This is a genomic window from Streptomyces sp. NBC_00454 (genome assembly GCF_041434015.1).
GTDB lineage: Bacteria > Actinomycetota > Actinomycetes > Streptomycetales > Streptomycetaceae > Streptomyces.
Genome location: NZ_CP107907.1, coordinates 2,292,725 through 2,312,579, shown reverse-complemented (window position 1 = coordinate 2,312,579; position 19,855 = coordinate 2,292,725). Strand labels below are relative to the sequence as shown.

Here is a 19,855-nt window from a genome sequence, read left to right as displayed (position 1 = left end):
GGGTGCCTCTCCTGTGGGGATCCGGAGGCAGGCGGCACAGCAGGGGCTGGCACCGGGCTCCGGCTCCGTTTACCTCGACGGTGCCGGCCGCCGGAGGAACCGGCGGCTCGAGCCGCGCACCTCCGGTACGGGGCATTCCGGCTCCCCGCCCCGGCGGAGCCGAGGGAGGGTCACGGTTGCGGGTCAGCGCCGGAATTGCACCGGCTTCCCCCCGTACGAAGGTGTTGACGACGCCCATACTCTACCGGCCCGTAGCCCGCGCACCTGGTGGCGCCGGCCCGGGGCACCCCTTACTGGACCTCCCGCCCGGCTCCCCGCGGGGGTGTCCGCAGGGGCGTCCGCGGGGCCCTCTACAGCCCGCGGTACGTCACCGGGTCGCTGCCCGGCACCGCCTCCGCGCGGCCCTGCTTCACCAGGCGCCGCAGGTGGGCTTCGGCCTCCGAGACGGCGATGTTGCGGGAGCCGTACGGGATCTGCTCCCAGGGCCGGTTCCACTCCATCCGCTCGGCCAGCGCCCACGGGGTCAGCGGCTGCGCGACGAGCAGTTCCCACAGCCCGGTCAGCCGCTCCTCGTGGTGGTCCAGGAGCTCCCGTACGCGGCCGGGGGCGTCGGTGAACGCGTACTGGTGGGCCGGGAGCACCTCGGCGGGCTCCAGGCGGCCGATGCGTTCGAGGGAGTCGAGGTAGTCGCCGAGGGGGTCGGTGACCTGCTCCGAGGAGGGGTCTTCGTAGAGGCCGATGTGCGGGGAGATCCCGGGCAGCAGGTGGTCCCCGGAGAAGAGGCGGCCGTTGCCGGGCAGGTTCGCCGGGTGCTGTTCCTCCAGGTGCAGGCAGACGTGGCCGGGGGTGTGGCCGGGGGTCCAGATGGCCCGCAGCCGGCGGCCGGCCAGCGGCAGCAGCTCGCCGGGGACGATCTCCCGGTCGGGAACCGCGGCCCGCAGCCCGGGCAGGGTCCGCATGCGGCCGCTCGCGCGGGCGGCCCGCAGCGGGGCGATGTGCTCCTCGGGGGCTCCGGCGGTGGCGAGCTTCTCGCTCATGTAGTCGAACCAGACGCCGGGCTCGGAGGCCCGGGTCCGTACGACGACCTCGGTGTCGGCGGCGTGCATGGCGATCCAGGCGCCGGAGGCGTCGCGGACCTGGCCCGACAGGCCGTGGTGGTCGGGGTGGTGGTGGGTGATGACCACGCCGTGGATGTCGGCGATGGAGAGGGAGAGGGCGCCGAGCCCGGCGACGAGGGTGTCCCAGGACTCGGGGTCGTCCCAGCCGGTGTCGATGAGGACCGGGCCGCTGTCGGTGTCGAGCACGTGGACGAGGGTGTGGCCGAGCGGGTTGTCGGGGATGGGGACCTTGATGCCCCACACGCCTCCGCCGTGGTCGGTGACGTGAGGCGTCGCGGCTGACGTGTCCGGCGACCGGACCGGTGACGTGTCCTCTGCCATGAGGGGCTCCGTTCCAACGAGAACATGTTGCAATAGTCGCCCAAGTCGACCATCTTGCAGGCTTCCTGACTAGTCGTTGGATCTTCCGGCCCGCTCACAGTCCCGGTTGTGTCAGGGCCGTGGACTCCTAGAACTAGAACTGGTATCAGTTCTGGAACGCCCAAGCCGCAGGAGGCATCAGCCATGACCGAGCTCGTCGAACACGGACAACTGCTCATCGGCGGGGAGTGGACGGACCCGCTGGGCTCCGACACGATCAAGATCGTCTCGCCCCACACCGAGCAGGTCATCGGCAGCGTCCCGCACGCCTCGAAGGCGGACGTGGACCGCGCGGTGGCCGTGGCCCGCACCGCCTTCGACGAGGGCCCCTGGCCGCGCATGGGCCTCGACGAGCGGATCGCGGTCGTCACCCGGATCAAGGACGCCATAGCCGTCCGCCACGAGGAGATCGCCCGCTCGATCAGCTCCCAGAACGGATCCCCGTACTCCTGGAGCGTCCTCGCCCAGGCGCTCGGCCCGATGATGGTCTACGACGCCGCGATCACCGTCGCCCGCGCCTACCCCTACGAGGAGTACCGCCAGGGCGTACTCGGCCCGATCCTCGTACGGCGCGAGCCGGTCGGCGTCGTCGCCGCCGTCATCCCCTGGAACGTCCCGCAGTTCGTCGCGGCCGCCAAGCTGGCGCCCGCGCTGCTCAGCGGCTGCGCGGTCATCCTCAAGCCGTCCCCGGAGGCGGTCCTCGACTCCTACATCCTCGCCGACATCGCCCGCGAGGCCGGAGTACCCGAGGGCGTGCTGTCGATCCTGCCCGCCGACCGCGAGGTCAGCGAGTACCTGGTCGGCCACCCGGGCGTGGACAAGGTCGCGTTCACCGGCTCCGTCGCGGCCGGCCGGCGCGTCATGGAGGTCGCCTCGCGCAACCTCACCCGCGTCACCCTCGAACTCGGCGGCAAGTCCGCCGCCGTCATCCTCCCCGACGCCGACCTCGGCTCCACCGTCGACGGCATCGTCCCGGCGGCCTGGATGAACAACGGCCAGGCGTGTGTGGCCCAGACCCGCATCCTCGCCCCGCGCAGCCGCTACGAGGAGTTCGCCGAGGCGCTCGCCGCCAAGGCCGGGGCGCTGGTCGTCGGCGATCCGCTGGACCCGGCCACCCAGGTCGGCCCGCTGGTGGCCAAGCGGCAGCAGCAGCGCTCGCTCGACTTCATCCGGATCGGCCAGGAGGAAGGCGCCAAGGTCCTGTCCGGCGGCGGCGTCCCGGCGGGCCTGGAACAGGGCTGGTACGTGGAGCCGACCCTCTTCGGAGACGTCGACAACTCGATGCGGATCGCCCGCGAGGAGATCTTCGGCCCGGTCGTCTGCCTGATCCCCTACGGGGACGAGGCGGAGGCGCTACGGGTGGCCAACGACTCGGAGTTCGGGCTCAGCGGCAGCGTCTGGACGGGGGACGTGGAACACGGCGTGGACTTCGCGCGGCAGGTGCGCACGGGCACCTTCAACGTGAACACCTTCAGCCTGGACATGCTCGGCCCGTTCGGCGGCTACAAGAACAGCGGCGTCGGCCGCGAGTTCGGCCCGGAGGGCCTGAGCGAGTACCTGGAGCACAAGATGATCCACCTCCCGGCCGGATACGAGCCCCCCGCGGCCGGTGCGTGATGGGCGACCGTGTGGGCGAGCGGATGGGCGACCGGTGGCTGGTCGAGGTGGACCGAGGTGTCTGCATCGGCTCGGGCATGTGCGTGAACCACGCCCCGGAGGGCTTCGCCCTCGACTCGGCCCGCCAGTCGCACCCGCGCGCGGCGGAAACCGACGCGAACGAGCCGGTACTGACCGCGGCGGAGGGCTGCCCGGTGGAAGCGATCTCGATCGCGCTGGCCGGGAGCGGGGAGGCGGTGTTCCCGCCGGAGGAATAGGGGGCGGGGGCTGCGGTGGGCTGCGGGCTGCTCGGTGGCTTTGACGGTCCCTGGGGGCGTCCCTCCAGTCCAGTGTCCTTCCGGGCCGGGCCGGTCCGTCAAGGGCGCTCCCTTCGGTCGCGTCGCTACGCGATGGCCTGCGGCCACCCTTGACCGACCGACCCGTCCCGGAATGCCACAAGACTTCCGGGATCCCCCCGGGGGATGGCCTGGGGGTGACATACGGAGGGGCGGCCGTGGCCAGGGACGTGCGGGGGCGGTCCCGCCGGTCAGCCGACGCCCGGACGGCCGGAAGGGGCCCGCTGCCCCCGATTGGGGGCGCGGGAAGTTCAGGAGACCCACCCGACACCGATCGAGGACCCTTCCCGAGCCCGTCGCACGCCAACCCGCACGAAAGGACGAGCACCAGCCCCCCAGATGCTTTGGGGCGCATCAGATCGCTACACAGTCGCGCTCGGCTTAGCGACTGACGACCGTCTGGGGCTGGGCATAGGCCGCCCACGGCCGTTCGGGGTGCCGCCTGGCGTGCGCCTGCGGACCATCGATGTCCAGCCCCACCCAAGGGGCGTGTTTGTCCTCTTTTGGTAGCTGGGTGGGAGTCGAACGATCAGTTCTCAGACTGTGAGGACGAGATCAGTGCCTTTAGGCGACGTGATAGCCGCAGTAGCGGCAGTCGCCTTCCTGTGGTGCGGGCAGTGATCGTCGGAGGTTTGCACGCCCACCACGGACGGTTGGATCGTCGCCATGCGACGTCAGCCGCCCCCGAAGGGGCTGGCGGCCCACCTCTAGCCCCGGACGGTGGTCAGTCGCTAAGCCGAGCGGCAGTGCGTAGCGATCTGACGCGCCCCCCGACCCTGCGGGGCTGGTGATCGTCCGTGGGTGCGGGTTGGCGTGCGACGGGCTCGGGAAGGGTCCTCGATTGGTGTCGGGTGGGTCTCCCGAACTTCCCGCGCCCCCAATCCGGGGCAGCGGGCCTCTTCCGACCCTCCGGGCGTCGGCTGACCGGCGGGACCCGCCCCGGGGGCTGCGACACGGCCGTCCCTCCCCATTTGACCCCCAGGCCATCCCCCGGGGGGATCCCGGAAGTCTTGTGGCATTCCGGGACGGGTCGGTCGGTCAAGGGTGGCCGCAGGCCATCGCGTAGCGACGCGACCGAAGGGAGCGCCCTTGACGGACCGGCCCGTCCCGGAAGGACACTGGACTGGAGGGACGCCCCCAGGGACTGTCAAAGCCACCGACCCACCCGCAGCCCAAGCCAGCCCACCCCCGGCCCCGTTCCACGTACCGAAACGTGTGACACTCCTGCGACCGCCGCGGGCCGAACTTCGCCCGGTGGCTTCGCAAGGGGTGGGACGAACATGAGCGGGACCAGCGACACCAGCAACACAAGTGTGTCCGGAGAAGCAACGGAGCCAGCCGAGCCGGCCGCCCCCGCAGCCCCCGCCGACCCCGCACCCCCGCAACAGCCCGCCCAAACCCGCAGCCGTACAGCCACCCGGCTCAAGTGGCTGGCCGTGGTGGCCGTCGGGGTGGGGGTGGTGGTTGCCGGGAGTCTGCTGGCTCCGGAGGCGCGTCCGGCGGCTCCGCGGGGCAACTGGGTCAAGGTCGACGCATCTGCGCAGCAGTCCGTGTACTCCGGGCCTGAGCCGACTCAGGCGATGGTGTGGGAGGACTTCGATGTCGTGACGGCCGACGCGGGTGTCGGTCCTGACGTCGACGGCGGTAATCCGATGCTCGAGGCCTGGGGCGACTGTGCTGCGGGCTATCGCAGTTTCGAGTTCGTGAGCGACAGCCAGCTGACCGGGCTCGTGAACGGGCTGGTCGCCCGCGGCTGGACGATGGACGCCCGCCTGACCGAACCGGTGCTCGGGTACTCCCTGTTCAAGGGCGGCTGGCGGCTCGACGCGTACGCCAAGGGGCCCCGCAACGCCAACCACTTCAGCCTGCTCGCGCTGAAGGGCACTCCCGAGTGCGAGAAGCGGATCAAGGAACACAAGCGATGAACGACCCGCACAGGAGGAAGCGGATGCGGATCAAGTGGGCGGTCGGCGCCGTCGCGACCGGCGCGTAGGGGTGTCGGTGGGGCGCAGTGGCCGGCGCGTCCCGTTCTCCGCCCCGTCCGCCACCGGCGGGATCAGGCCTTTTCCCGAGCCCCCGCCGGTCTCCCCGCCGCCCCGGCCGACCCGCTCGCCCCCGCCCCCGTGAGGTCGATCAGTCGGCACACGGTCTCGATGTCGATCTTGACCTGGGCGATCGATGCCCGGCCCGAGAGCCAGGTGATCAGTGCCGAGTGCCAGGTGTGCTCGATGACCCGGACCGCCGACAGCTGCTCCGCCGTCGGCGGGGCGTCCAGGCCCATCGCGTCCAGGATGATGGCCGTCGTCAGTCGGGAGACCGTGTCCACCTCGGGGCTCACGCTGCGGTCGGCGAAGGTGAGGGCGCGGACCATCGCGTCCGCCAGGTGCGGCTCGCGCTGCAGTGCGCGGAAGGCGCGCATCAGGGTCTCCGCGACCCGGGCTGCGGGGTCGTCCCCGGCCGGCGGGCGCTTGCGGAGGGTTCCGTGCATGTGCTGGAGCTGGTCCTGCATGGTGGCGACGAGCAGGTGCACCTTGGAGGGGAAGTAGCGGTAGAGGGTTCCCAGCGCGACGCTGGACGACTCCGCGACCTCCCGCATCTGGACGGCGTCGAAGCCGCCCTTGCTGGCCAGCTGTGCGCTGGCGTGCAGGATCCGCCTGCGTCGCGCCTCCTGGCGCTCCGTCAGGGGAGGGGACGCCGGTGTGGTGACGGCCGAGGTCACGGCTGAGGTCACGGCCTTCGCTTCCGCTGTCATCTGTCCCGTTCCAAGGCGTTCCCTGTTGTTGCGGGTGGGGTGTTGCGGGGCTGCTGTGCGCCCAGCATGTCAGGCGTCCGAGCCGTGGCGCGAATCACCTGCCACCCCTCTTACGGTGTGGTTTCCGGCCGGTAGATTCAATGGTCTTCAACGGATCAAGTCTGAAACTTGTTCTACATTATGCGAGCGGTTACGCTCCGGCGAAAGTGCAGGGAGAAGGGGGCCGAGAGTGACCGCTGAGGCCATGGTGACGAGCCCTTTCGTGGGTTCCGCCACCGACGACAGCCGCCCGTTGCGGATCGCACTCCTCACCTATAAGGGGAACCCGTTCTGCGGCGGACAGGGCGTCTACGTACGCCACCTCGCGCGGGAGCTCGTCAACCTCGGGCACAGCGTCGAGGTCATCGGCGCGCAGCCCTATCCGGTCCTCGACCGCGACGCCGTCACCGGCGCCGGGGCCACGCTCACCGAGCTCCCCAGCCTGGACCTCTACCGCAGCCCCGACCCGTTCCGCACTCCCAAGCGCGACGAGTACCGGGACTGGATCGACGCCGTCGAGGTCGCCACCATGTGGACCGGCGGTTTCCCCGAGCCGCTGACCTTCTCGCTGCGGGCGCGCAGGCATCTGGCCGCGCGCGCCGGTGAGTTCGACGTCATCCACGACAACCAGACCCTCGGGTACGGGCTGCTGGCCGAGCTCGGCGCGCCGCTGGTGACCACGATCCACCACCCCATCACCGTCGACCGCAAGCTGGACCTGGCCGCCGCCAAGAGCCGCAGGAGGCGTGCCTCCGTGCGGCGTTGGTACGGCTTCACCCGCATGCAGGGCCGCGTCGCGCGGCGGCTGCCGTCGGTGCTGACCGTCTCCGGCTCCTCGCGGCAGGAGATCGCCGAGCACCTGGGCGTGCGCGACGAGCGCATCCACGTGGTCCACATCGGCGCCGACACCGACCTGTGGTCGCCCGACCCCTCCGTGGCCGAGGTGCCCGGACGGATCGTGACCACCTCCAGCGCCGACGTCCCGCTGAAGGGGCTCGTCCACCTCGTCGAGGCGCTCGCGAAGCTGCGTACCGAGCAGCCCGACGCCCACCTCGTCGTGGTCGGCAAGCGCGCCGAGCGCGGGCCGGTCGCCCGCGCGATTGAGACGTACGGGCTCCAGGACGCCGTCCGCTTCGTCAAGGGCATCACCGACGCCGAGCTGGTCGACCTGGTGCGCAGCGCCCAGATCGCCTGCGTGCCCTCCCTCTACGAGGGCTTCTCGCTCCCGGCCGCCGAGTCCATGGCCACCGGGACCCCGCTCGTCGCCACCACCGGTGGTGCGATCCCCGAGGTCGCGGGCCCCGACGGCGAGACCTGCCTGGCGGTGCCGCCCGGCGACGCGGGTGCGCTGGCCGCAGCCCTCGGCCGGCTGATGGAGGATCCGGAGCTGCGCGCCAGACTCGGGGCGGCCGGCCGCGAACGGGTGCTGGAGCGGTTCACCTGGGCCAAGGCCGCCGAGGGCACCGTCGTGCACTACCGCGCCGCGATCGAGCGGGCCGCGCGGGAGCGCCGTAGCGGCGCCCGTAGCGGCAGTGCCCGGTAGTGCGCGGTAGCACCCGCACCCCGCAGTACCCGGTGATCTTCACCTTCCGTCCGATGCCGTACCCCTCTCACCCCCGCGACCGCGAAGGCAGGACCACGTGCTGACCGTCGATTTCTCCCGGTTCCCGCTCGCCGCAGGCGACCGCGTACTCGACCTGGGCTGCGGCGCAGGCCGGCACGCCTTCGAGTGCTACCGGCGCGGCGCCCAGGTGGTCGCCCTCGACCGCAACGGCGACGAGATCCGCGAGGTCGCCAAGTGGTTCGCCGCCATGAAGGAGGCCGGTGAGGCCCCGGCCGGGGCCACCGCCACCGCCATGGAGGGCGACGCCCTCGCGCTGCCGTTCCCCGACGAGTCCTTCGACGTCGTCATCATCTCCGAGGTGATGGAGCACATCCCCGACGACAAGGGGGTGCTCGCCGAGATGGTCCGCGTCCTCAAGCCCGGCGGCCGCATCGCCATCACCGTGCCGCGCTACGGCCCCGAGAAGATCTGCTGGGCGCTCTCCGACGCCTACCACGAGGTCGAGGGCGGCCACATCCGCATCTACAAGGCGGAGGAACTGCTCGGCAAGATGGAGTCCGCCGGCCTCAAGCCCTACGGCACGCACCACGCGCACGGTCTGCACTCGCCGTACTGGTGGCTCAAGTGCGCCTTCGGCGTGGACAACGACCAGGCGCTGCCCGTCAAGGCGTACCACAAGCTCCTGGTCTGGGACATCATGAAGAAGCCGCTGGCCACGAGGCTCGTGGAGCAGGCCCTCAACCCGGTCATAGGCAAGAGCTTCGTCGCCTACGCAACCAAGCCGCACCTCCCGGTAGCAGCCGCCGCCGCGACGGCCGCCGCGGGCGCCGAGAAGTGAGCTCGCCCGAGCGCACCGCACCCGAGCACCTGGTCCTGGACGGCGTACTGACGGCCGAGGAGGCCGCCCAGACGGTCGCCGGGATCCTCGCCGCGCAGCGCGCGGACGGGGCCATCCCGTGGTTCCGCGGCCACCACCTCGACCCGTGGGACCACACCGAGGCCGCGATGGCGCTCGACGCGGCGGGCGAGCACGAGGCCGCGGAGCGGGCGTACGACTGGCTGGTCCGCCACCAGAACGAGGACGGCTCCTGGTACGCGGCCTACGCCGACCGCGCGGACGGGGTCGACACCGCCGCGCCGCAGGACGCGAGCCGCGAGAGCAACTTCGTCGCGTACCTCGCCGTCGGTGTCTGGCACCACCACCTGTCCACCGGGGACGACGCCTTCCTCGACCGCATGTGGCCGGCCGTGTACGCGGCCGTGGAGTTCGTCCTGCGGCTCCAGCAGCCCGGCGGCGAGATCGGCTGGAAGCGGGAGGCCTCCGGCGAGGCCGTCTCCGACGCCCTGCTGACCGGGTCCTCCTCCATCCACCAGGCCCTGCGCTGCGCGCTGGCCATCGCCGCCCACCGCGAGGATCCGCAGCCGGACTGGGAGCTGGCGGCGGGCGCCCTCGGGCACGCGATACGCCGGCATCCGGAGCGGTTCCTCGACAAGTCCCACTACTCGATGGACTGGTACTACCCGGTCCTGGGCGGCGCCCTGACCGGCGCGGAGGCCAAGGCCCGCATCGAGGAGCGGTGGGAGGAGTTCGTCGTACCGGACCTCGGCGTGCGGTGCGTGCTGCCGAACCCCTGGGTGACGGGCGGGGAGTCCTGCGAGCTGGCGCTCGCGCTGTGGGCGATGGGGGAGTCGGACCGGGCGCTGGAGATCCTGCGCTCGATCGGTCACCTGCGGGACGACAACGGCATGTACTGGACCGGGTACGTGTTCCAGGACGGGGCCGTCTGGCCCGTCGAGCAGACCACCTGGACGGCGGGCTCGCTGCTCCTCGCGGTGGCCGCGCTGGGCGGCGACGAGGCCACGGGTGTCGTCTTCGGCGGGCTGAGCCTGCCGGTCGGCCTGGAGCCGGACTGCTGCGGCTGAACCGACCGCTGCGACTGCTGTGACCGGGTGCCCGTCGTCCCCCGGTCGGCCGGAGGACGACGGGGGTTCAGCGGCGGTACAGCCGGCCCGCCACGGCGTGGCCGATGACCAGGTAGGCGACGGCAGCGATGCCGTAGCCGACCACCACCTGGACCCAGGCGCGGCTGAAGGTGAACAGGTCGTACGACCAGCCGGCCAGCCATGTCGCCGCGTCGTGGATGAAGTCCACCAGGGCGTTGCCCTGGTTGGCATCCAGCAGGTACAGCAGGATCCACAGGGCGATCAGGAAAGCCATGACGTCGGCCACGACCGCGACGACGCGGCCCGCCTGGTTGCTTCCTCGGGTGTGCACTCGCGTGTGTGTGGGCATGAAGCGCGTCTTGCCGCCGCCGCGCCGGGTAAACCCGAACGGATCCCCCGGGTGGCGCAGTCGCGGGACCCGGGTGAGGCTGCGGGGGACACCTCAGTCCCCGGAGGCAACCCGTGTCCCTTCCCACCCGAACCGTACGATTCCGCCGCGCCCTGACGGCGGTGCTGTTGTCCTGCGCCCTGTTGGGCGGCGCCACCGCCTGCGGCTCCGGCGGCGACGACACCGCGGCCCAGAGCGAGGACATCTCGGTCGCCATGGCCGCCTTCGCCGAGGCGGACGCGGCGGCCTCGGCCGAGGACGCGGAGGCGGCGGCCGCCGCCGCGAGCGCCTCGCCCTCGGCCAGCAGCAGCGCGGAGGAGAAGCAGAAGTTCGCCAAGACGCGCTTCGTGGCCAATGCGGGGCTCGCGGCCGGCGCCACCTACCAGTGGATCATCAAGCCGTACCGCGACGGCAAGTTCAAGAAGGGCGCCAAGGGCCGTAAGTTCGCGCTGGTCAAGGCGGGCCTGGCGGGCGCCTTCGCGTACAACCGGCTGAAGGCGGCGAGCGAGAACGCCAAGGGCGACCCGCTGCTGTCGAAGGCGGTGGGCCCGCTGACGGCGGGCATCGACTCCCTCAAGGGCCTCGGCTCCAAGCTCCGCAAGGGCCAGGCGGGCGACTCCGACATCGGCGCCTTCGAGAACATCATCAACGGCGTCAAGGAGGCCGGGAAGAGCGCCGGCGCCACGGTGACCGACAAGGTCCCGAGCGCGGGCCAGCTGACCGGCTGACCGGCAGACCGCTCATGGAAACGGGCCGGACCGGATTGTTCCGGTCCGGCCTGTTTCAATGAGGGGGTGATCGAGTACGTGTTCTTCGCCGGTGCCGCCGCCGGTGCCGGCTGGCTCCTGCGCCGCAAGCACCTCCAGCGCCGGGCCACCGCCCCCGTACCCGGGATCCCGTGCATGGCGCGGCACCCCGCCGGCGCCGGCCGCTGGCGCAGCGGCCGGGTGTACGCCGACCAGGGCGCGCCCCGCTGGCAGCCCAGCCGGGGCGAGCCCGTCCTCCTGACCGGCGCCCGGGCCACCGGCGTACGGGTGCCCTCGGTGAAGGAGGGCATCTCCATCAACCCCGGCTCGCGGATCGTGACCTGCGCGTACGAGGGAGTCGCCCCCGGCATCGAGATCGCCGTGATGCCGCTGGACCTGCGCGAGCTGCTCGAGGCCGTGCCGGAGGCGGCCCCGGGAGCGCTCGGAGGTTCGGTTCCGGCCAACGATTGACGGATGCCGTCGGGGTGCGATTCCGTACCCGCGGCTAGGGTGAGGTCTCCTCAACTAGCTTCGTGGAGACGGAACATGCGCTTATCTGCCCTGTCTGTCACAGTCGCGGTGATGGCCGCGACGGTAGCCGCGGGAGCGGCTCCGGCCACTGCCGACACCCTGGCGAGCCCGGTCGTCCTGGAGGCCGGTACCGGCATCCACCACAACACCGCGACCGTCACCTACGAGCGCGTCGACGGCACGGTGAACTCGGTCAGGATCATCTCGCTGGCCGCCGCTTCCGGCGAGCCCGACTGCGTCTGGGTGGAGTGGAACGACCCGAAGGACACGGGGGACGGCTGGGCCGCCCTCAATGCCGAGCCCGCGTGCCACGGCGGCACCCTGGAGGAGACCCTCAACCGGGTCATCAAGGCGCCCAAGGGGTACCAGCTCAAGGTGCGCCTGGCCGCCTACCACGACGGCGGGCCCGAAGCGGTCCACAAGGACATCGCGAAGCTCGTCTAGCCGGTCGCGCCGGGCAGCGTCCCGCCTCGGGCGGACGCTGCCCGCCGCCGGCCTAGCTGTTCAGCTCCGCCAGCACCCGTAGCGTGTGCGGGTCCGGGGCGGTCAGGAGCAGGTCGGTGACCGGGCCCTTGCGCCACAGTTCGAGGCGTTCCGCGATCCGTTCCCGGGGGCCGATCAGGGAGATCTCGTCGGCGAAGGCGTCCGGGACGGCCATGACGGCCTCCTCCTTGCGCCCGGCCAGGAACAGCTCCTGGATCCGGTGCGCTTCCTCCTCGTAGCCCATCCGCCCCATGAGGTCGGCGTGGAAGTTGCGGGCCGCGTGCCCCATTCCGCCGATGTAGAAGCCGAGCATCGCCTTGACGGGCAGCAGCCCCTCGGCGACGTCGTCGCAGACCTTGGCCCGCGCCATCGGGGCGATCATGAACCCTTCGGGGAGCTCGGCCAGCGAGGCCTGGTAGACGTCGGTGCGGGTCGGAGACCAGTAGAGCGGGAGCCAGCCGTCCGCGATGCGGGTGGTCTGGGCGATGTTCTTGGGGCCCTCGGCGCCGAGCAGGACGGGCAGGTCCGCGCGGAGCGGGTGGGTGATGGGTTTGAGCGGTTTGCCGATGCCGGTGCCGTCGGCGCCCCGGTAGGGGTGGCTGTGGAAGCGGCCGTCGAGCTCGACGGGGGCCTCGCGGCGCAGCACCTGGCGGATGACGTCCACGTACTCGCGGGTCGCGGTGAGCGGGCTGGAGGGGAAGGGGCGCCCGTACCAGCCTTCGACCACCTGCGGTCCGGAGAGCCCGAGGCCGAGCATCATGCGGCCGCCGGACAGGTGGTCCAGGGTCAGGGCCTGCATGGCGGTGGCGGTGGGGGTGCGGGCGGCCATCTGCGCGATGGCGGTGCCCAGGCGGATGCGCGAGGTGTGCGCGGCGATCCAGGTGAGGGGTGTGAAGGCGTCCGATCCCCAGGCTTCGGCGGTCCACACCGAGTCGTAGCCGAGGTTCTCGGCCTCGGCGGCGAGGTCCAGGTGGTCCGGGTTGGGGCCGCGGCCCCAGTAGCCGAGTGCGAGTCCGAGGCGCATGTACGGTCCCCTCCGCGATGCCGGTTCAGCCTTATCTGACGATGCGTCAGGTGACTGTAGGGCAACGGCCCCCCACCCGGAAGGGCGGGGGGCCGCTGTGGGGTTACGCAGCTTCGTGCCGGGGTCAGCCGCGCTGGATCCCCGAGGTGTCGTTCAGGACGCCGCGACGGCCGTCCTGGGTCTGCGCGATCAGCGTGGCCGGACCGCGCTGCTCCACGGCCAGGTACCAGGTGCCGGGCGCGAGCTCCGCGATCGGAGCGGGGTTGCCGTCCTCCCCGAAGAGCGGCCGGGCCACCGGAACGGCGAACCAGAATGGCGTGAACTCGGCCGCGGGGGCCGGTGCGGCCACCGCGTCGTGGTGGACCGGGGCGGCGTCCTGGTGGACCGCAGCGGGCTCCGGGGAGCCGCCGTAGGGCGGGACCGGCTGCGGGGTGGCCCCGTACGGCTGCGGCTCCTGCTGGCCCGGGTACCCGTACCCGGCGCCCGGCTGCGGCTGGGCACCGTACGGGGACGGCGCGACGGCGCCGGCCGGCTTCGGCTCGGGCACCAGCTGGCCCGCGAGGGCCGGAACCTTCGCGCCGAACAGGACCACGCCCGCCAGCGCCAGGGTGGCGAGGAAGGAGATGACCGAACCGGGGCCCAGGTCCACCCCGGTCGGGCAGGTGATCAGGACCCAGAGGGAGGACCACAGGGCGGAGACGGCCAGCACGGTGCCCCAGGCCTGGAGCGGCAGGCCGGCGACCTTGCGGGACTCGGGCTGGAAGCGGGTGGCGATCAGCAGCCCGGCGGCGATGAAGCCCATCAGGAAGACCGAGGGCAGGGCCAGCCCGCTGTAGTCGGTGTCCCAGGCGCTCGGCATGTCGACGCGGTTGCTGGAGTAGAAGTCGAGGAACGAGGCGATGAACAGCAGTACCGCTGCTCCGATCACCACGCCGTCGCCTCGAGTGAGGGAGCGGATGTTCACGTCTGGTGTGTCCTTCTCGGTCTCGTCGTCTCGTGGTGCCGTGGTCGCACGCCATGACGGAGTGGCGGGCGGCACCATGGTACGGAGGTCTACCGCGACCGGGAGGATCGGGGCGGCGGACCGTCCCGGGGGACGGTCCCGTCGCACCTACCCGCCGAGGAACCCGACGATGCCGTCCGCGATGCCCTGAGCCGCTTTCTGCCGCCACTCCGGACTCGACAGCTGCGTCGCGTCCTTGGCGTCACGCATGTTGCCGCATTCGATGAACACCTTGGGGCGAGTTGAGAGGTTCAGTCCGCCCAGATCGTCGCGGATCACCAATCCGGTACCGCTGCCGAGGTAGTTGGCGGGCGCCGAACCGGTGGTGCGGGCGAAGTTCCCGGCGATCCGCTCGCCGAGCCGGCGGGAGGACTCGACGATCGGCGCGGTGTCCGCGCCGCCGCCCTTGACCTTGGCCGGGAGGATGACGTGGTAGCCGCGGTTGCCCGCCGAGACCCCGTCGGCGTGGACCGAGACGACGGCTTCGGCGCGGGCCTCGTTGCCGATCCGGGCGCGTTCGTCGATGCAGGGGCCGAAGGGGCGCTCCGTGCCTGCCTCGTGGGTGAGGACCACCTTGAGGCCCTTGGCCTCCAGGACGGTGCGCAGACGCCGCGAGACGTCCATGCTGAACTCGGCTTCCATGTAACCGGCGTTGGTGGTGGTGCCGGTGGTGTCGCACTCCTTGAGGTTGGTGCCGATGTCCACCTGGCGGTTGATCTCGGTGGTGTGCTTGAAGTTGCCGGTGTTGTGGCCGGGGTCGATGACCACGACGCGGCCCGCGAGGGGCTTGGCCGCCGGGGTGGTCGCGGCGGCTCCGGATCCGCCCGGGGCCGGAGCGGGGGCGGGGGAGGCCGTGGGGGCCGGGGTCGCCTGCTTGGAGGCCGCGAGCGGCATCACGATCCGGGGCGGGCGGGAGTCGTCGGAGGCGGACCCGCCGAGCACCTCGGTCAGCACCCACCCCGCCAGACAGGCGGGGGCGAGCGCGGCGACCGCGACGGCCAGGGTGGACCGGCGCGCGTACCAGGGCCGGTCCGGGCTGACCGAGGAGGCGGACTCGGGGGGCGGGGGGCTGTCGTCGTTGCGCACCCGGCGATGCTAGACCGGGGGTCGGTCGGGTGTGCGGACCATGGGCCATCCGGGGGCGCGGTGCGCTTATATGCCAGGGCGGCGGGGCCGGATGCCCGGCCCTGCCCCGTAGTGCTGGGGTCCCGGCGGCTCAGATGCCTTCGCCGGTGCGCCGCAGCACGCGCAGGGAGTCGGTCACCGAGACCTCCTCGAAGGCGCCGGAGGCCAGGGCGCGCAGGTAGATGCGGTACGGGGCCTGGCCGCCGTCGGCCGGGTCGGGGAACACGTCGTGGATCACCAGCGTGCCGCCCGCGGCGACGTGCGGGGCCCAGCCCTCGTAGTCCCCGGTCGCGTGCTCGTCGGTGTGCCCGCCGTCGATGAAGACCAGCCCGAGCTTGCCGCCCCAGGCTGCGGCGACCTGCGGGGAGCGGCCGACGATCGCGATGACGTGGTCCTCCAGGCCGGCCTTGTGCAGGGTCCGGCGGAAGGTGGGCAGGGTGTCCATCAGGCCGATCTCCGGGTCCACGACGCTCGGGTCGTGGTACTCCCAGCCCGGCTGCTGCTCCTCGCTGCCCCGGTGGTGGTCGACGGTCAGCGCGCTGACCCCGGCCTCGCGGGCGGCGTCGGCGAGCAGGATGGTGGACCGCCCGCAGTAGGTCCCGACCTCCAGCAGCGGCAGCCCGAGCCGCGCCGCACCGGCCGCGGCCTCGTACAGCGCGAGCCCTTCTCCTACGGGCATGAACCCCTTGGCGGCCTCGAAGGCGGCGAGGGTCTCCGGCTTGGGGCTGGCCATGGTGTTCCTCCTGCGGGTGGGGTGCGTCGGCGGCCCATGCTGCCCTACCCGCTGGTAGGACGCCATGCCCGGGTCGGCGGGACGCTGCGCGGAGCCGCTACGCGGACGGCCCCGGGGGGCGGCGTCGATCCGGCAGGCGGGACCGACCAGGCGGGGTCGAGGGCGATCAGGTGGCCGGTGATGGCGGTGAGGTCCTCGGACGGGGCGGCCCGGTCGAAGAGCGCGGGGAACCGCTCGGCCCGGTAGCGCGCATGGGCGCCTTGCGAAGTCCACTGGCTGAGGACCAGGAACTCGGCGGAGTCCCGCTGTCCGAGTACGCCTCCCAGGAAACCGGGGGCGCTGTGCATCCCGGGAGTCCATACCGAGGCCTGGGTTCGGGCGAACCGCTCGGTCCGGTGGGGAGCGACCGTGCAGTGGGCCAGTCGCACGAGGCCCGAACCGGGGGCGAGCGCGAGGTTCTCGCCGATGTCCTGGCAGTGTTCGAAGAGGCGGACGTCGATCTCGTCGAAGGTGCGGTGCTGCCCTGCCGCCAACTCGTCGTGGTCGTCGGCCATGAAGCGGTCATAGCTCCGCTGGTCAGCCCAGAAGGCGAGCACGTGCGCCGTCCCGGCCCCGCTCCAGCCTCCCCGCTGGCCCAGAAAGCCCGGCAGCCGGCTCAAACGGGTCCATCCCCGCTGGGCGCGATCGAACCCGGCCCGGTCGGTCACCTCGCAGCGGATCCACTTCGTCAGCACGCCGGAACGGTAACAGGAGCCCCGGTCAGCGCCCTTGGGTCCGGTCGGTGATGAGGGCGGCCAGCCGTCGGGCGGGCCCGGTGGGGCCGGCGGGGTGCAGCAGCTCGGTGCGGTGGACCAGGCGCGGGGCGCGGACCTGGACCGCCGTGACCCCGGGGAGGGTCGCGGCCAGTGACCGGGGGAGCGCGGCGAGGCCGTGGCCGGCGGAGGCGAGGGCGGCCAGGCCGTGGACGTCGGTGCCGAGGTGGCGGATCCGGGGGAGGAATCCGCCGGCGCCGCAGACGGCGCGCAGCCGGTCGAGGGGGACGGCCGTGTCCGGGGCGTCGATCCACTGGGCCTGGGCCAGGTCGGTCAGTCGCACCGCCGTGCGCCGCGCCAGCGGGTGGCCGGCGGGGAAGAGCACGGCCAGGGGTTCCTCGGCGGCGGCGAGGGTCACGGTGGGGCCGAGGTCCGGCAGCGGCAGGGGGTCGCTGGGTGCGGCCACGCCGTCGACGAGTCCGAGGTCGGCGCGCGCGGTCAGCACCTCCTCGATCACCGACTTCCGCCCCAGGACGCGCACTTCGATCTCCACGGGGCCGCTGGAGTGCAGCCGGGCGAGGGCCCGCGCGACGGCCGGGCCGAGGGCCGCGGGGGAACAGGCCAGCGTCAGCCGGGCGTCGGGGGCCCGGTGCAGTCGCGCGATGTCGGCGCGGGCCGCGTCCAGGCGCAGGAGCAGCGCGGGGGCGTGCTCCATCAGCCGGAGGCCCGCTGCCGTGGGCGCGACGGGACGGCGCTCGACCAGCCGGGTGCCCAGGTCGGCTTCGAGCGCGGCGATGTGCTGGGAGACGGCCGACTGCGTGTAGCCGAGGACCGAGGCGGCGGTGGAGAAGGAGCGGTGTTCGAGGACCGCGACGAAGGTGCGGAGCAGATGCGGATCCATGAGCATCAGTATCGCTTATGGGAGTACCAGGGATCATCGTTGGACCTGATGCCAGGACGGATCGCAGGATGGCTCCCATGAACGACACGCACGGCAAGACCGACACGAACCACCACACCGCCCGCATCGCCCTGATCGCGGACCGCTCGGACGCCGTCCGCTCCCACGCCCGCGTCCCCGGCCTGCTGGAGGCGCTGCGCCTGCGCGAGGGGCTGGACCTGGACGCCTACTGGATCCCCACCGAGGAGGCCGGCGAGGGCATGGACGGCTTCGACGCGGTCTGGGTACTGCCCGGCAGCCCGTACCGCAGCGAGGGCGGGGTGCTGACGGCGATCCAGGACGCCCGCGAGAACGGCATCCCCTTCCTGGGCACGTGCGGCGGCTTCCAGCACGCCCTGCTGGAGTTCGCCCGTACCGTCTGCGGCCTGGACCGGGCCGGCCACGCCGAGAACGACCCGGGGACGGCCGACGAGGACGCCGTGGTCGTCCCGCTGGCCTGCTCGCTCGTCGGCCACGAAGGCACCGTACGGGTCACCCCCGGCTCCCGCGCCGCCCGGCTGCTCGGCGCCGATCGGACCGTGGCGCGCTACCACTGCAACTACGGCCCCAACCCCCACCACCTGGACCTCCTGCGGGCCCACGGCATGACCTTCACCGGCACCGACGAATCCGGCGACATCCGCATCGCCGAACTCGCCTCCCACCCCTTCTTCCTGGCCACCCTCTTCCAGCCCGAACTCGACGGCGACGGCACCCGCGCCCACCCGTTCATCACGGGCCTCGCCGCTGCCGCCGTGGACCACGCCCGGACCCGCTAGCCGCCGGGGGAGGGGCGTCGCACTCGAACCACACCGTCTTGCCCGTGGAGTTCGGGTCCGTGCCCCAGCGGTCCGCCACCGCTTCGACGAGGAGAAGCCCGCGACCACCCTCGGTGAGTTCCCCGTCGCCCGTCTCGCGTGCCACCCGTGGGGGCGCCGGGCAGCCGTCCGACACCTCCACGCGGAGCCCGTCCGGCCGGCGGAGGATGAGCACGGCGCAGCCGCGGCCGGGGACGTGGCGTACGACATTGGCGACGAGCTCGGTGAGGGCGAGCTCAGCGGCGTCGGAGAGCCCGGCGAGGTCCCACTGGGCGAGGTACATCCGCAGGATGCGGCGCATGTGGCGGGCGGAATGGTGACCGACGGTGAAGCCCATGCGGTAACTGCCCGCAACTTCGCCTGATGAGTGCCCGGTTGTGAGATTCATGTCACCAGGCTGGAGCGGAGTGGTTACGCTCGGCTATGGACCGAAACGAACGCCGCACGGTGTGCACTTGGGGGTGACCGCTCCATGGTCAACATCCGCGATCTCGATCCCAGCGCGTCTCCGCTGGACTACTACGGCTCCGAACTGCGCCGCCTCAGGGAGGAAGCCGGGCTGAAACAGGGGCAGCTGGGGGCCATCGTCTTCTGCACTCCCTCCCTGATCGGACAGATCGAGACGGCGAGGAAAGTACCGACCCGGGACTTCTCGGAACGGGTCGACGCGGCGCTCGGCACCGGGGGCGTCTTCTCCCGGCTGGTGGGGTTGGTGCTACGGAGCCAGCTGCCCACGTGGTTCCAGGCGTACGCGGAGATGGAGGCGCGGGCCACGTACATCTCCACCTTCCAGGCGCAGCTGGTGTACGGGCTGTTGCAGACCGAGGCGTACGCACGGGCGATCCTGGGCGTACGGGGCGAAGAGGGCCTGGACGGGAAGGTGGCCGCCCGCATCGAGCGGCAGCGCATCCTGGACCGCGAGCACCCGCCGCTGATGTGGGTGGTGCTGAGCGAGGCCGTCCTGCACCAGGAGATCGGTGGCCGGGAGGTCATGCGGGATCAACTCGCGCACCTCTTGGACCTCCGGAGGCGGGAGTGGGTGAAGGTGCAGATCCTGCCTTTTGAGGTGGGTGCCCATGCGGGGGTGATGGGTTCGTTCAACCTGCTGCGGTTCGACGACGATCCGGATCTGGTCTACACAGAGGACTTCATCCAGGGTCATATGACGGCCAATCCCCAGGCCCTCCGGGAGGGTTCGAGCCGTTACGATCACCTGCAAGCCGCCGCCCTCTCCGTGGAGGACTCGGAGGCGCGGATCGCCCGTGTGATGGAGGAACGCTATGGACAGCATCCAGGACCTGACGGGCGCGCAGTGGCGTAAGTCCTCGTATAGCGGCGACACCGGCGGCGACTGCGTCGAGTGCGCGCCCCTCGGCGCCACCGCCTGGCGCAAGGCCTCGTACAGCGGTGACACCGGTGGCAACTGCGTAGAGGTAGCCACCCAGCCCTGCCGGATCGCCGTGCGCGACTCGAAGAACCCCGACGGTCCGGCCTTCACCGTCACCCCCGACGCGTTCGCGGTGTTCGTCCGCGGGCTCTGACCCCGCGGTGGCCACCACGTCGGGGCGCTCGTTCGCGCGTGC

Annotated in this window: 22 protein-coding genes and 1 riboswitch; of the genes, 12 read left to right on the top strand and 10 right to left on the bottom strand. The window is 72.1% G+C overall.

Features of this window, described 5'->3' with window-relative positions:
• Nucleotides 1-130: 130 nt before the first annotated feature.
• A riboswitch (cobalamin riboswitch) is annotated at nucleotides 131-211 on the bottom strand.
• 139 nt (nucleotides 212-350) lie between these two features.
• On the bottom strand, nucleotides 351-1,439 hold the full coding sequence (locus OHU74_RS10740; RefSeq protein ID WP_371615684.1) for an MBL fold metallo-hydrolase: 1,089 nt from the start codon (nucleotides 1,437-1,439) through the stop codon (nucleotides 351-353).
• 183 nt (nucleotides 1,440-1,622) lie between these two features.
• Between OHU74_RS10740 and OHU74_RS10735 the strand changes: the two genes are divergently transcribed.
• From OHU74_RS10735 to OHU74_RS10725, 3 genes are all read left to right on the top strand, one after another.
• Nucleotides 1,623-3,095: an aldehyde dehydrogenase gene (locus OHU74_RS10735; RefSeq protein ID WP_371615683.1), complete on the top strand. Its 1,473-nt coding sequence runs from the start codon at nucleotides 1,623-1,625 to the stop codon at nucleotides 3,093-3,095.
• Nucleotides 3,096-3,118: 23 nt separating this feature from the next.
• The gene (locus OHU74_RS10730) at nucleotides 3,119-3,352 is read left to right on the top strand and encodes a ferredoxin (RefSeq protein ID WP_371619638.1); all 234 of its coding nucleotides are present in this window, start codon (nucleotides 3,119-3,121) and stop codon (nucleotides 3,350-3,352) included.
• A gap of 1,358 nt (nucleotides 3,353-4,710) precedes the next feature.
• On the top strand, nucleotides 4,711-5,355 hold the full coding sequence (locus tag OHU74_RS10725) for a hypothetical protein (RefSeq protein WP_371615681.1): 645 nt from the start codon (nucleotides 4,711-4,713) through the stop codon (nucleotides 5,353-5,355).
• A 131-nt stretch (nucleotides 5,356-5,486) separates the two neighbouring features.
• On the opposite strand, the gene OHU74_RS10720 is transcribed toward OHU74_RS10725, so the two are convergent.
• Nucleotides 5,487-6,182, bottom strand: a complete 696-nt coding sequence (locus OHU74_RS10720) for a TetR family transcriptional regulator (protein WP_371615680.1) — start codon at nucleotides 6,180-6,182, stop codon at nucleotides 5,487-5,489.
• Nucleotides 6,183-6,411: 229 nt separating this feature from the next.
• On the opposite strand from OHU74_RS10720, the gene OHU74_RS10715 reads away from it, so the two are divergent.
• From OHU74_RS10715 to OHU74_RS10705, 3 genes are all read left to right on the top strand, one after another.
• On the top strand, nucleotides 6,412-7,764 hold the full coding sequence (locus tag OHU74_RS10715) for a glycosyltransferase family 4 protein (RefSeq protein WP_371615679.1): 1,353 nt from the start codon (nucleotides 6,412-6,414) through the stop codon (nucleotides 7,762-7,764).
• 97 nt (nucleotides 7,765-7,861) lie between these two features.
• Nucleotides 7,862-8,623 (top strand): class I SAM-dependent methyltransferase, encoded by a 762-nt coding sequence (locus OHU74_RS10710; protein WP_371615678.1) that lies wholly within the window; start codon nucleotides 7,862-7,864, stop codon nucleotides 8,621-8,623.
• A complete protein-coding gene (locus tag OHU74_RS10705; RefSeq protein WP_371615677.1) occupies nucleotides 8,620-9,708 on the top strand; it encodes a prenyltransferase in 1,089 nt (362 codons plus the stop codon). The genes OHU74_RS10710 and OHU74_RS10705 overlap by 4 nt, the downstream gene beginning before the upstream one ends.
• A 67-nt stretch (nucleotides 9,709-9,775) precedes the next feature.
• On the opposite strand, the gene OHU74_RS10700 is transcribed toward OHU74_RS10705, so the two are convergent.
• Complete coding sequence (locus OHU74_RS10700; RefSeq protein ID WP_371615676.1) at nucleotides 9,776-10,078, bottom strand: hypothetical protein; 303 nt, start codon at nucleotides 10,076-10,078, stop codon at nucleotides 9,776-9,778.
• 254 nt (nucleotides 10,079-10,332) lie between these two features.
• On the opposite strand from OHU74_RS10700, the gene OHU74_RS10695 reads away from it, so the two are divergent.
• The 3 genes from OHU74_RS10695 to OHU74_RS10685 all read left to right on the top strand — a co-directional run bounded on the left by OHU74_RS10695 (nucleotide 10,333) and on the right by OHU74_RS10685 (nucleotide 11,838).
• Complete coding sequence (locus OHU74_RS10695; protein ID WP_371619637.1) at nucleotides 10,333-10,845, top strand: hypothetical protein; 513 nt, start codon at nucleotides 10,333-10,335, stop codon at nucleotides 10,843-10,845.
• Nucleotides 10,846-10,911: 66 nt separating this feature from the next.
• Nucleotides 10,912-11,334 (top strand): hypothetical protein, encoded by a 423-nt coding sequence (locus OHU74_RS10690; protein WP_371615675.1) that lies wholly within the window; start codon nucleotides 10,912-10,914, stop codon nucleotides 11,332-11,334.
• A 111-nt stretch (nucleotides 11,335-11,445) separates the two neighbouring features.
• Entirely contained in the window at nucleotides 11,446-11,838 is a 393-nt protein-coding gene (locus OHU74_RS10685; RefSeq protein ID WP_371615674.1) for a hypothetical protein, read from the top strand.
• 52 nt (nucleotides 11,839-11,890) lie between these two features.
• On the opposite strand, the gene OHU74_RS10680 is transcribed toward OHU74_RS10685, so the two are convergent.
• The 6 genes from OHU74_RS10680 to OHU74_RS10655 form a co-directional block, all read right to left on the bottom strand.
• Nucleotides 11,891-12,901 (bottom strand): LLM class F420-dependent oxidoreductase, encoded by a 1,011-nt coding sequence (locus OHU74_RS10680; RefSeq protein WP_371615673.1) that lies wholly within the window; start codon nucleotides 12,899-12,901, stop codon nucleotides 11,891-11,893.
• A gap of 124 nt (nucleotides 12,902-13,025) precedes the next feature.
• Complete coding sequence (locus OHU74_RS10675) at nucleotides 13,026-13,865, bottom strand: hypothetical protein (protein WP_371615672.1); 840 nt, start codon at nucleotides 13,863-13,865, stop codon at nucleotides 13,026-13,028.
• Between the two features lie 147 nt (nucleotides 13,866-14,012).
• The gene (locus tag OHU74_RS10670; RefSeq protein WP_371615671.1) at nucleotides 14,013-14,990 is read right to left on the bottom strand and encodes an N-acetylmuramoyl-L-alanine amidase; all 978 of its coding nucleotides are present in this window, start codon (nucleotides 14,988-14,990) and stop codon (nucleotides 14,013-14,015) included.
• 130 nt (nucleotides 14,991-15,120) lie between these two features.
• A complete protein-coding gene (locus OHU74_RS10665; RefSeq protein WP_371615670.1) occupies nucleotides 15,121-15,762 on the bottom strand; it encodes a class I SAM-dependent methyltransferase in 642 nt (213 codons plus the stop codon).
• A gap of 44 nt (nucleotides 15,763-15,806) precedes the next feature.
• Nucleotides 15,807-16,496 carry a DUF4937 domain-containing protein gene (locus tag OHU74_RS10660; RefSeq protein ID WP_371615669.1) on the bottom strand — a complete coding sequence of 230 codons (690 nt, stop codon included), beginning with the start codon at nucleotides 16,494-16,496 and terminating at the stop codon, nucleotides 15,807-15,809.
• 25 nt (nucleotides 16,497-16,521) lie between these two features.
• Nucleotides 16,522-17,415 (bottom strand): LysR family transcriptional regulator, encoded by an 894-nt coding sequence (locus OHU74_RS10655; RefSeq protein WP_371615668.1) that lies wholly within the window; start codon nucleotides 17,413-17,415, stop codon nucleotides 16,522-16,524.
• Between the two features lie 77 nt (nucleotides 17,416-17,492).
• Between OHU74_RS10655 and OHU74_RS10650 the strand changes: the two genes are divergently transcribed.
• On the top strand, nucleotides 17,493-18,233 hold the full coding sequence (locus OHU74_RS10650; RefSeq protein ID WP_371615667.1) for a hypothetical protein: 741 nt from the start codon (nucleotides 17,493-17,495) through the stop codon (nucleotides 18,231-18,233).
• On the opposite strand, the gene OHU74_RS10645 is transcribed toward OHU74_RS10650, so the two are convergent.
• On the bottom strand, nucleotides 18,187-18,660 hold the full coding sequence (locus OHU74_RS10645; RefSeq protein WP_371615666.1) for an ATP-binding protein: 474 nt from the start codon (nucleotides 18,658-18,660) through the stop codon (nucleotides 18,187-18,189). The genes OHU74_RS10650 and OHU74_RS10645 overlap by 47 nt on opposite strands.
• Before the next feature lie 84 nt (nucleotides 18,661-18,744).
• Here OHU74_RS10645 and OHU74_RS10640 point away from each other — a divergent pair, with 84 nt between their 5' ends.
• Both OHU74_RS10640 and OHU74_RS10635 read left to right on the top strand, forming a co-directional pair.
• The gene (locus tag OHU74_RS10640; protein WP_371615665.1) at nucleotides 18,745-19,593 is read left to right on the top strand and encodes a Scr1 family TA system antitoxin-like transcriptional regulator; all 849 of its coding nucleotides are present in this window, start codon (nucleotides 18,745-18,747) and stop codon (nucleotides 19,591-19,593) included.
• A complete protein-coding gene (locus OHU74_RS10635) occupies nucleotides 19,553-19,813 on the top strand; it encodes a DUF397 domain-containing protein (protein ID WP_371615664.1) in 261 nt (86 codons plus the stop codon). Before OHU74_RS10640 ends, OHU74_RS10635 begins: the two co-directional genes overlap by 41 nt.
• Nucleotides 19,814-19,855 lie beyond the last annotated feature (42 nt).

Bases quoted from the DNA above. Each gene is read 5' to 3' on its own strand.
- OHU74_RS10740 (WP_371615684.1), bottom strand. From the start codon at position 1,439: ATGGCAGAGGACACGTCACCGGTCCGGTCGCCGGACACGTCAGCCGCG.
- OHU74_RS10735 (WP_371615683.1), top strand. From the start codon at position 1,623: ATGACCGAGCTCGTCGAACACGGACAACTGCTCATCGGCGGGGAGTGG.
- OHU74_RS10730 (WP_371619638.1), top strand. From the start codon at position 3,119: ATGGGCGACCGGTGGCTGGTCGAGGTGGACCGAGGTGTCTGCATCGGC.
- OHU74_RS10725 (WP_371615681.1), top strand. From the start codon at position 4,711: ATGAGCGGGACCAGCGACACCAGCAACACAAGTGTGTCCGGAGAAGCA.
- OHU74_RS10720 (WP_371615680.1), bottom strand. From the start codon at position 6,182: ATGACAGCGGAAGCGAAGGCCGTGACCTCAGCCGTGACCTCGGCCGTC.
- OHU74_RS10700 (WP_371615676.1), bottom strand. From the start codon at position 10,078: ATGCCCACACACACGCGAGTGCACACCCGAGGAAGCAACCAGGCGGGC.
- OHU74_RS10695 (WP_371619637.1), top strand. From the start codon at position 10,333: ATGGCCGCCTTCGCCGAGGCGGACGCGGCGGCCTCGGCCGAGGACGCG.
- OHU74_RS10685 (WP_371615674.1), top strand. From the start codon at position 11,446: ATGGCCGCGACGGTAGCCGCGGGAGCGGCTCCGGCCACTGCCGACACC.
- OHU74_RS10680 (WP_371615673.1), bottom strand. From the start codon at position 12,901: ATGCGCCTCGGACTCGCACTCGGCTACTGGGGCCGCGGCCCCAACCCG.
- OHU74_RS10665 (WP_371615670.1), bottom strand. From the start codon at position 15,762: ATGGCCAGCCCCAAGCCGGAGACCCTCGCCGCCTTCGAGGCCGCCAAG.
- OHU74_RS10655 (WP_371615668.1), bottom strand. From the start codon at position 17,415: ATGGATCCGCATCTGCTCCGCACCTTCGTCGCGGTCCTCGAACACCGC.
- OHU74_RS10650 (WP_371615667.1), top strand. From the start codon at position 17,493: ATGAACGACACGCACGGCAAGACCGACACGAACCACCACACCGCCCGC.
- OHU74_RS10645 (WP_371615666.1), bottom strand. From the start codon at position 18,660: ATGAATCTCACAACCGGGCACTCATCAGGCGAAGTTGCGGGCAGTTAC.
- OHU74_RS10640 (WP_371615665.1), top strand. From the start codon at position 18,745: ATGGTCAACATCCGCGATCTCGATCCCAGCGCGTCTCCGCTGGACTAC.
- OHU74_RS10635 (WP_371615664.1), top strand. From the start codon at position 19,553: ATGGACAGCATCCAGGACCTGACGGGCGCGCAGTGGCGTAAGTCCTCG.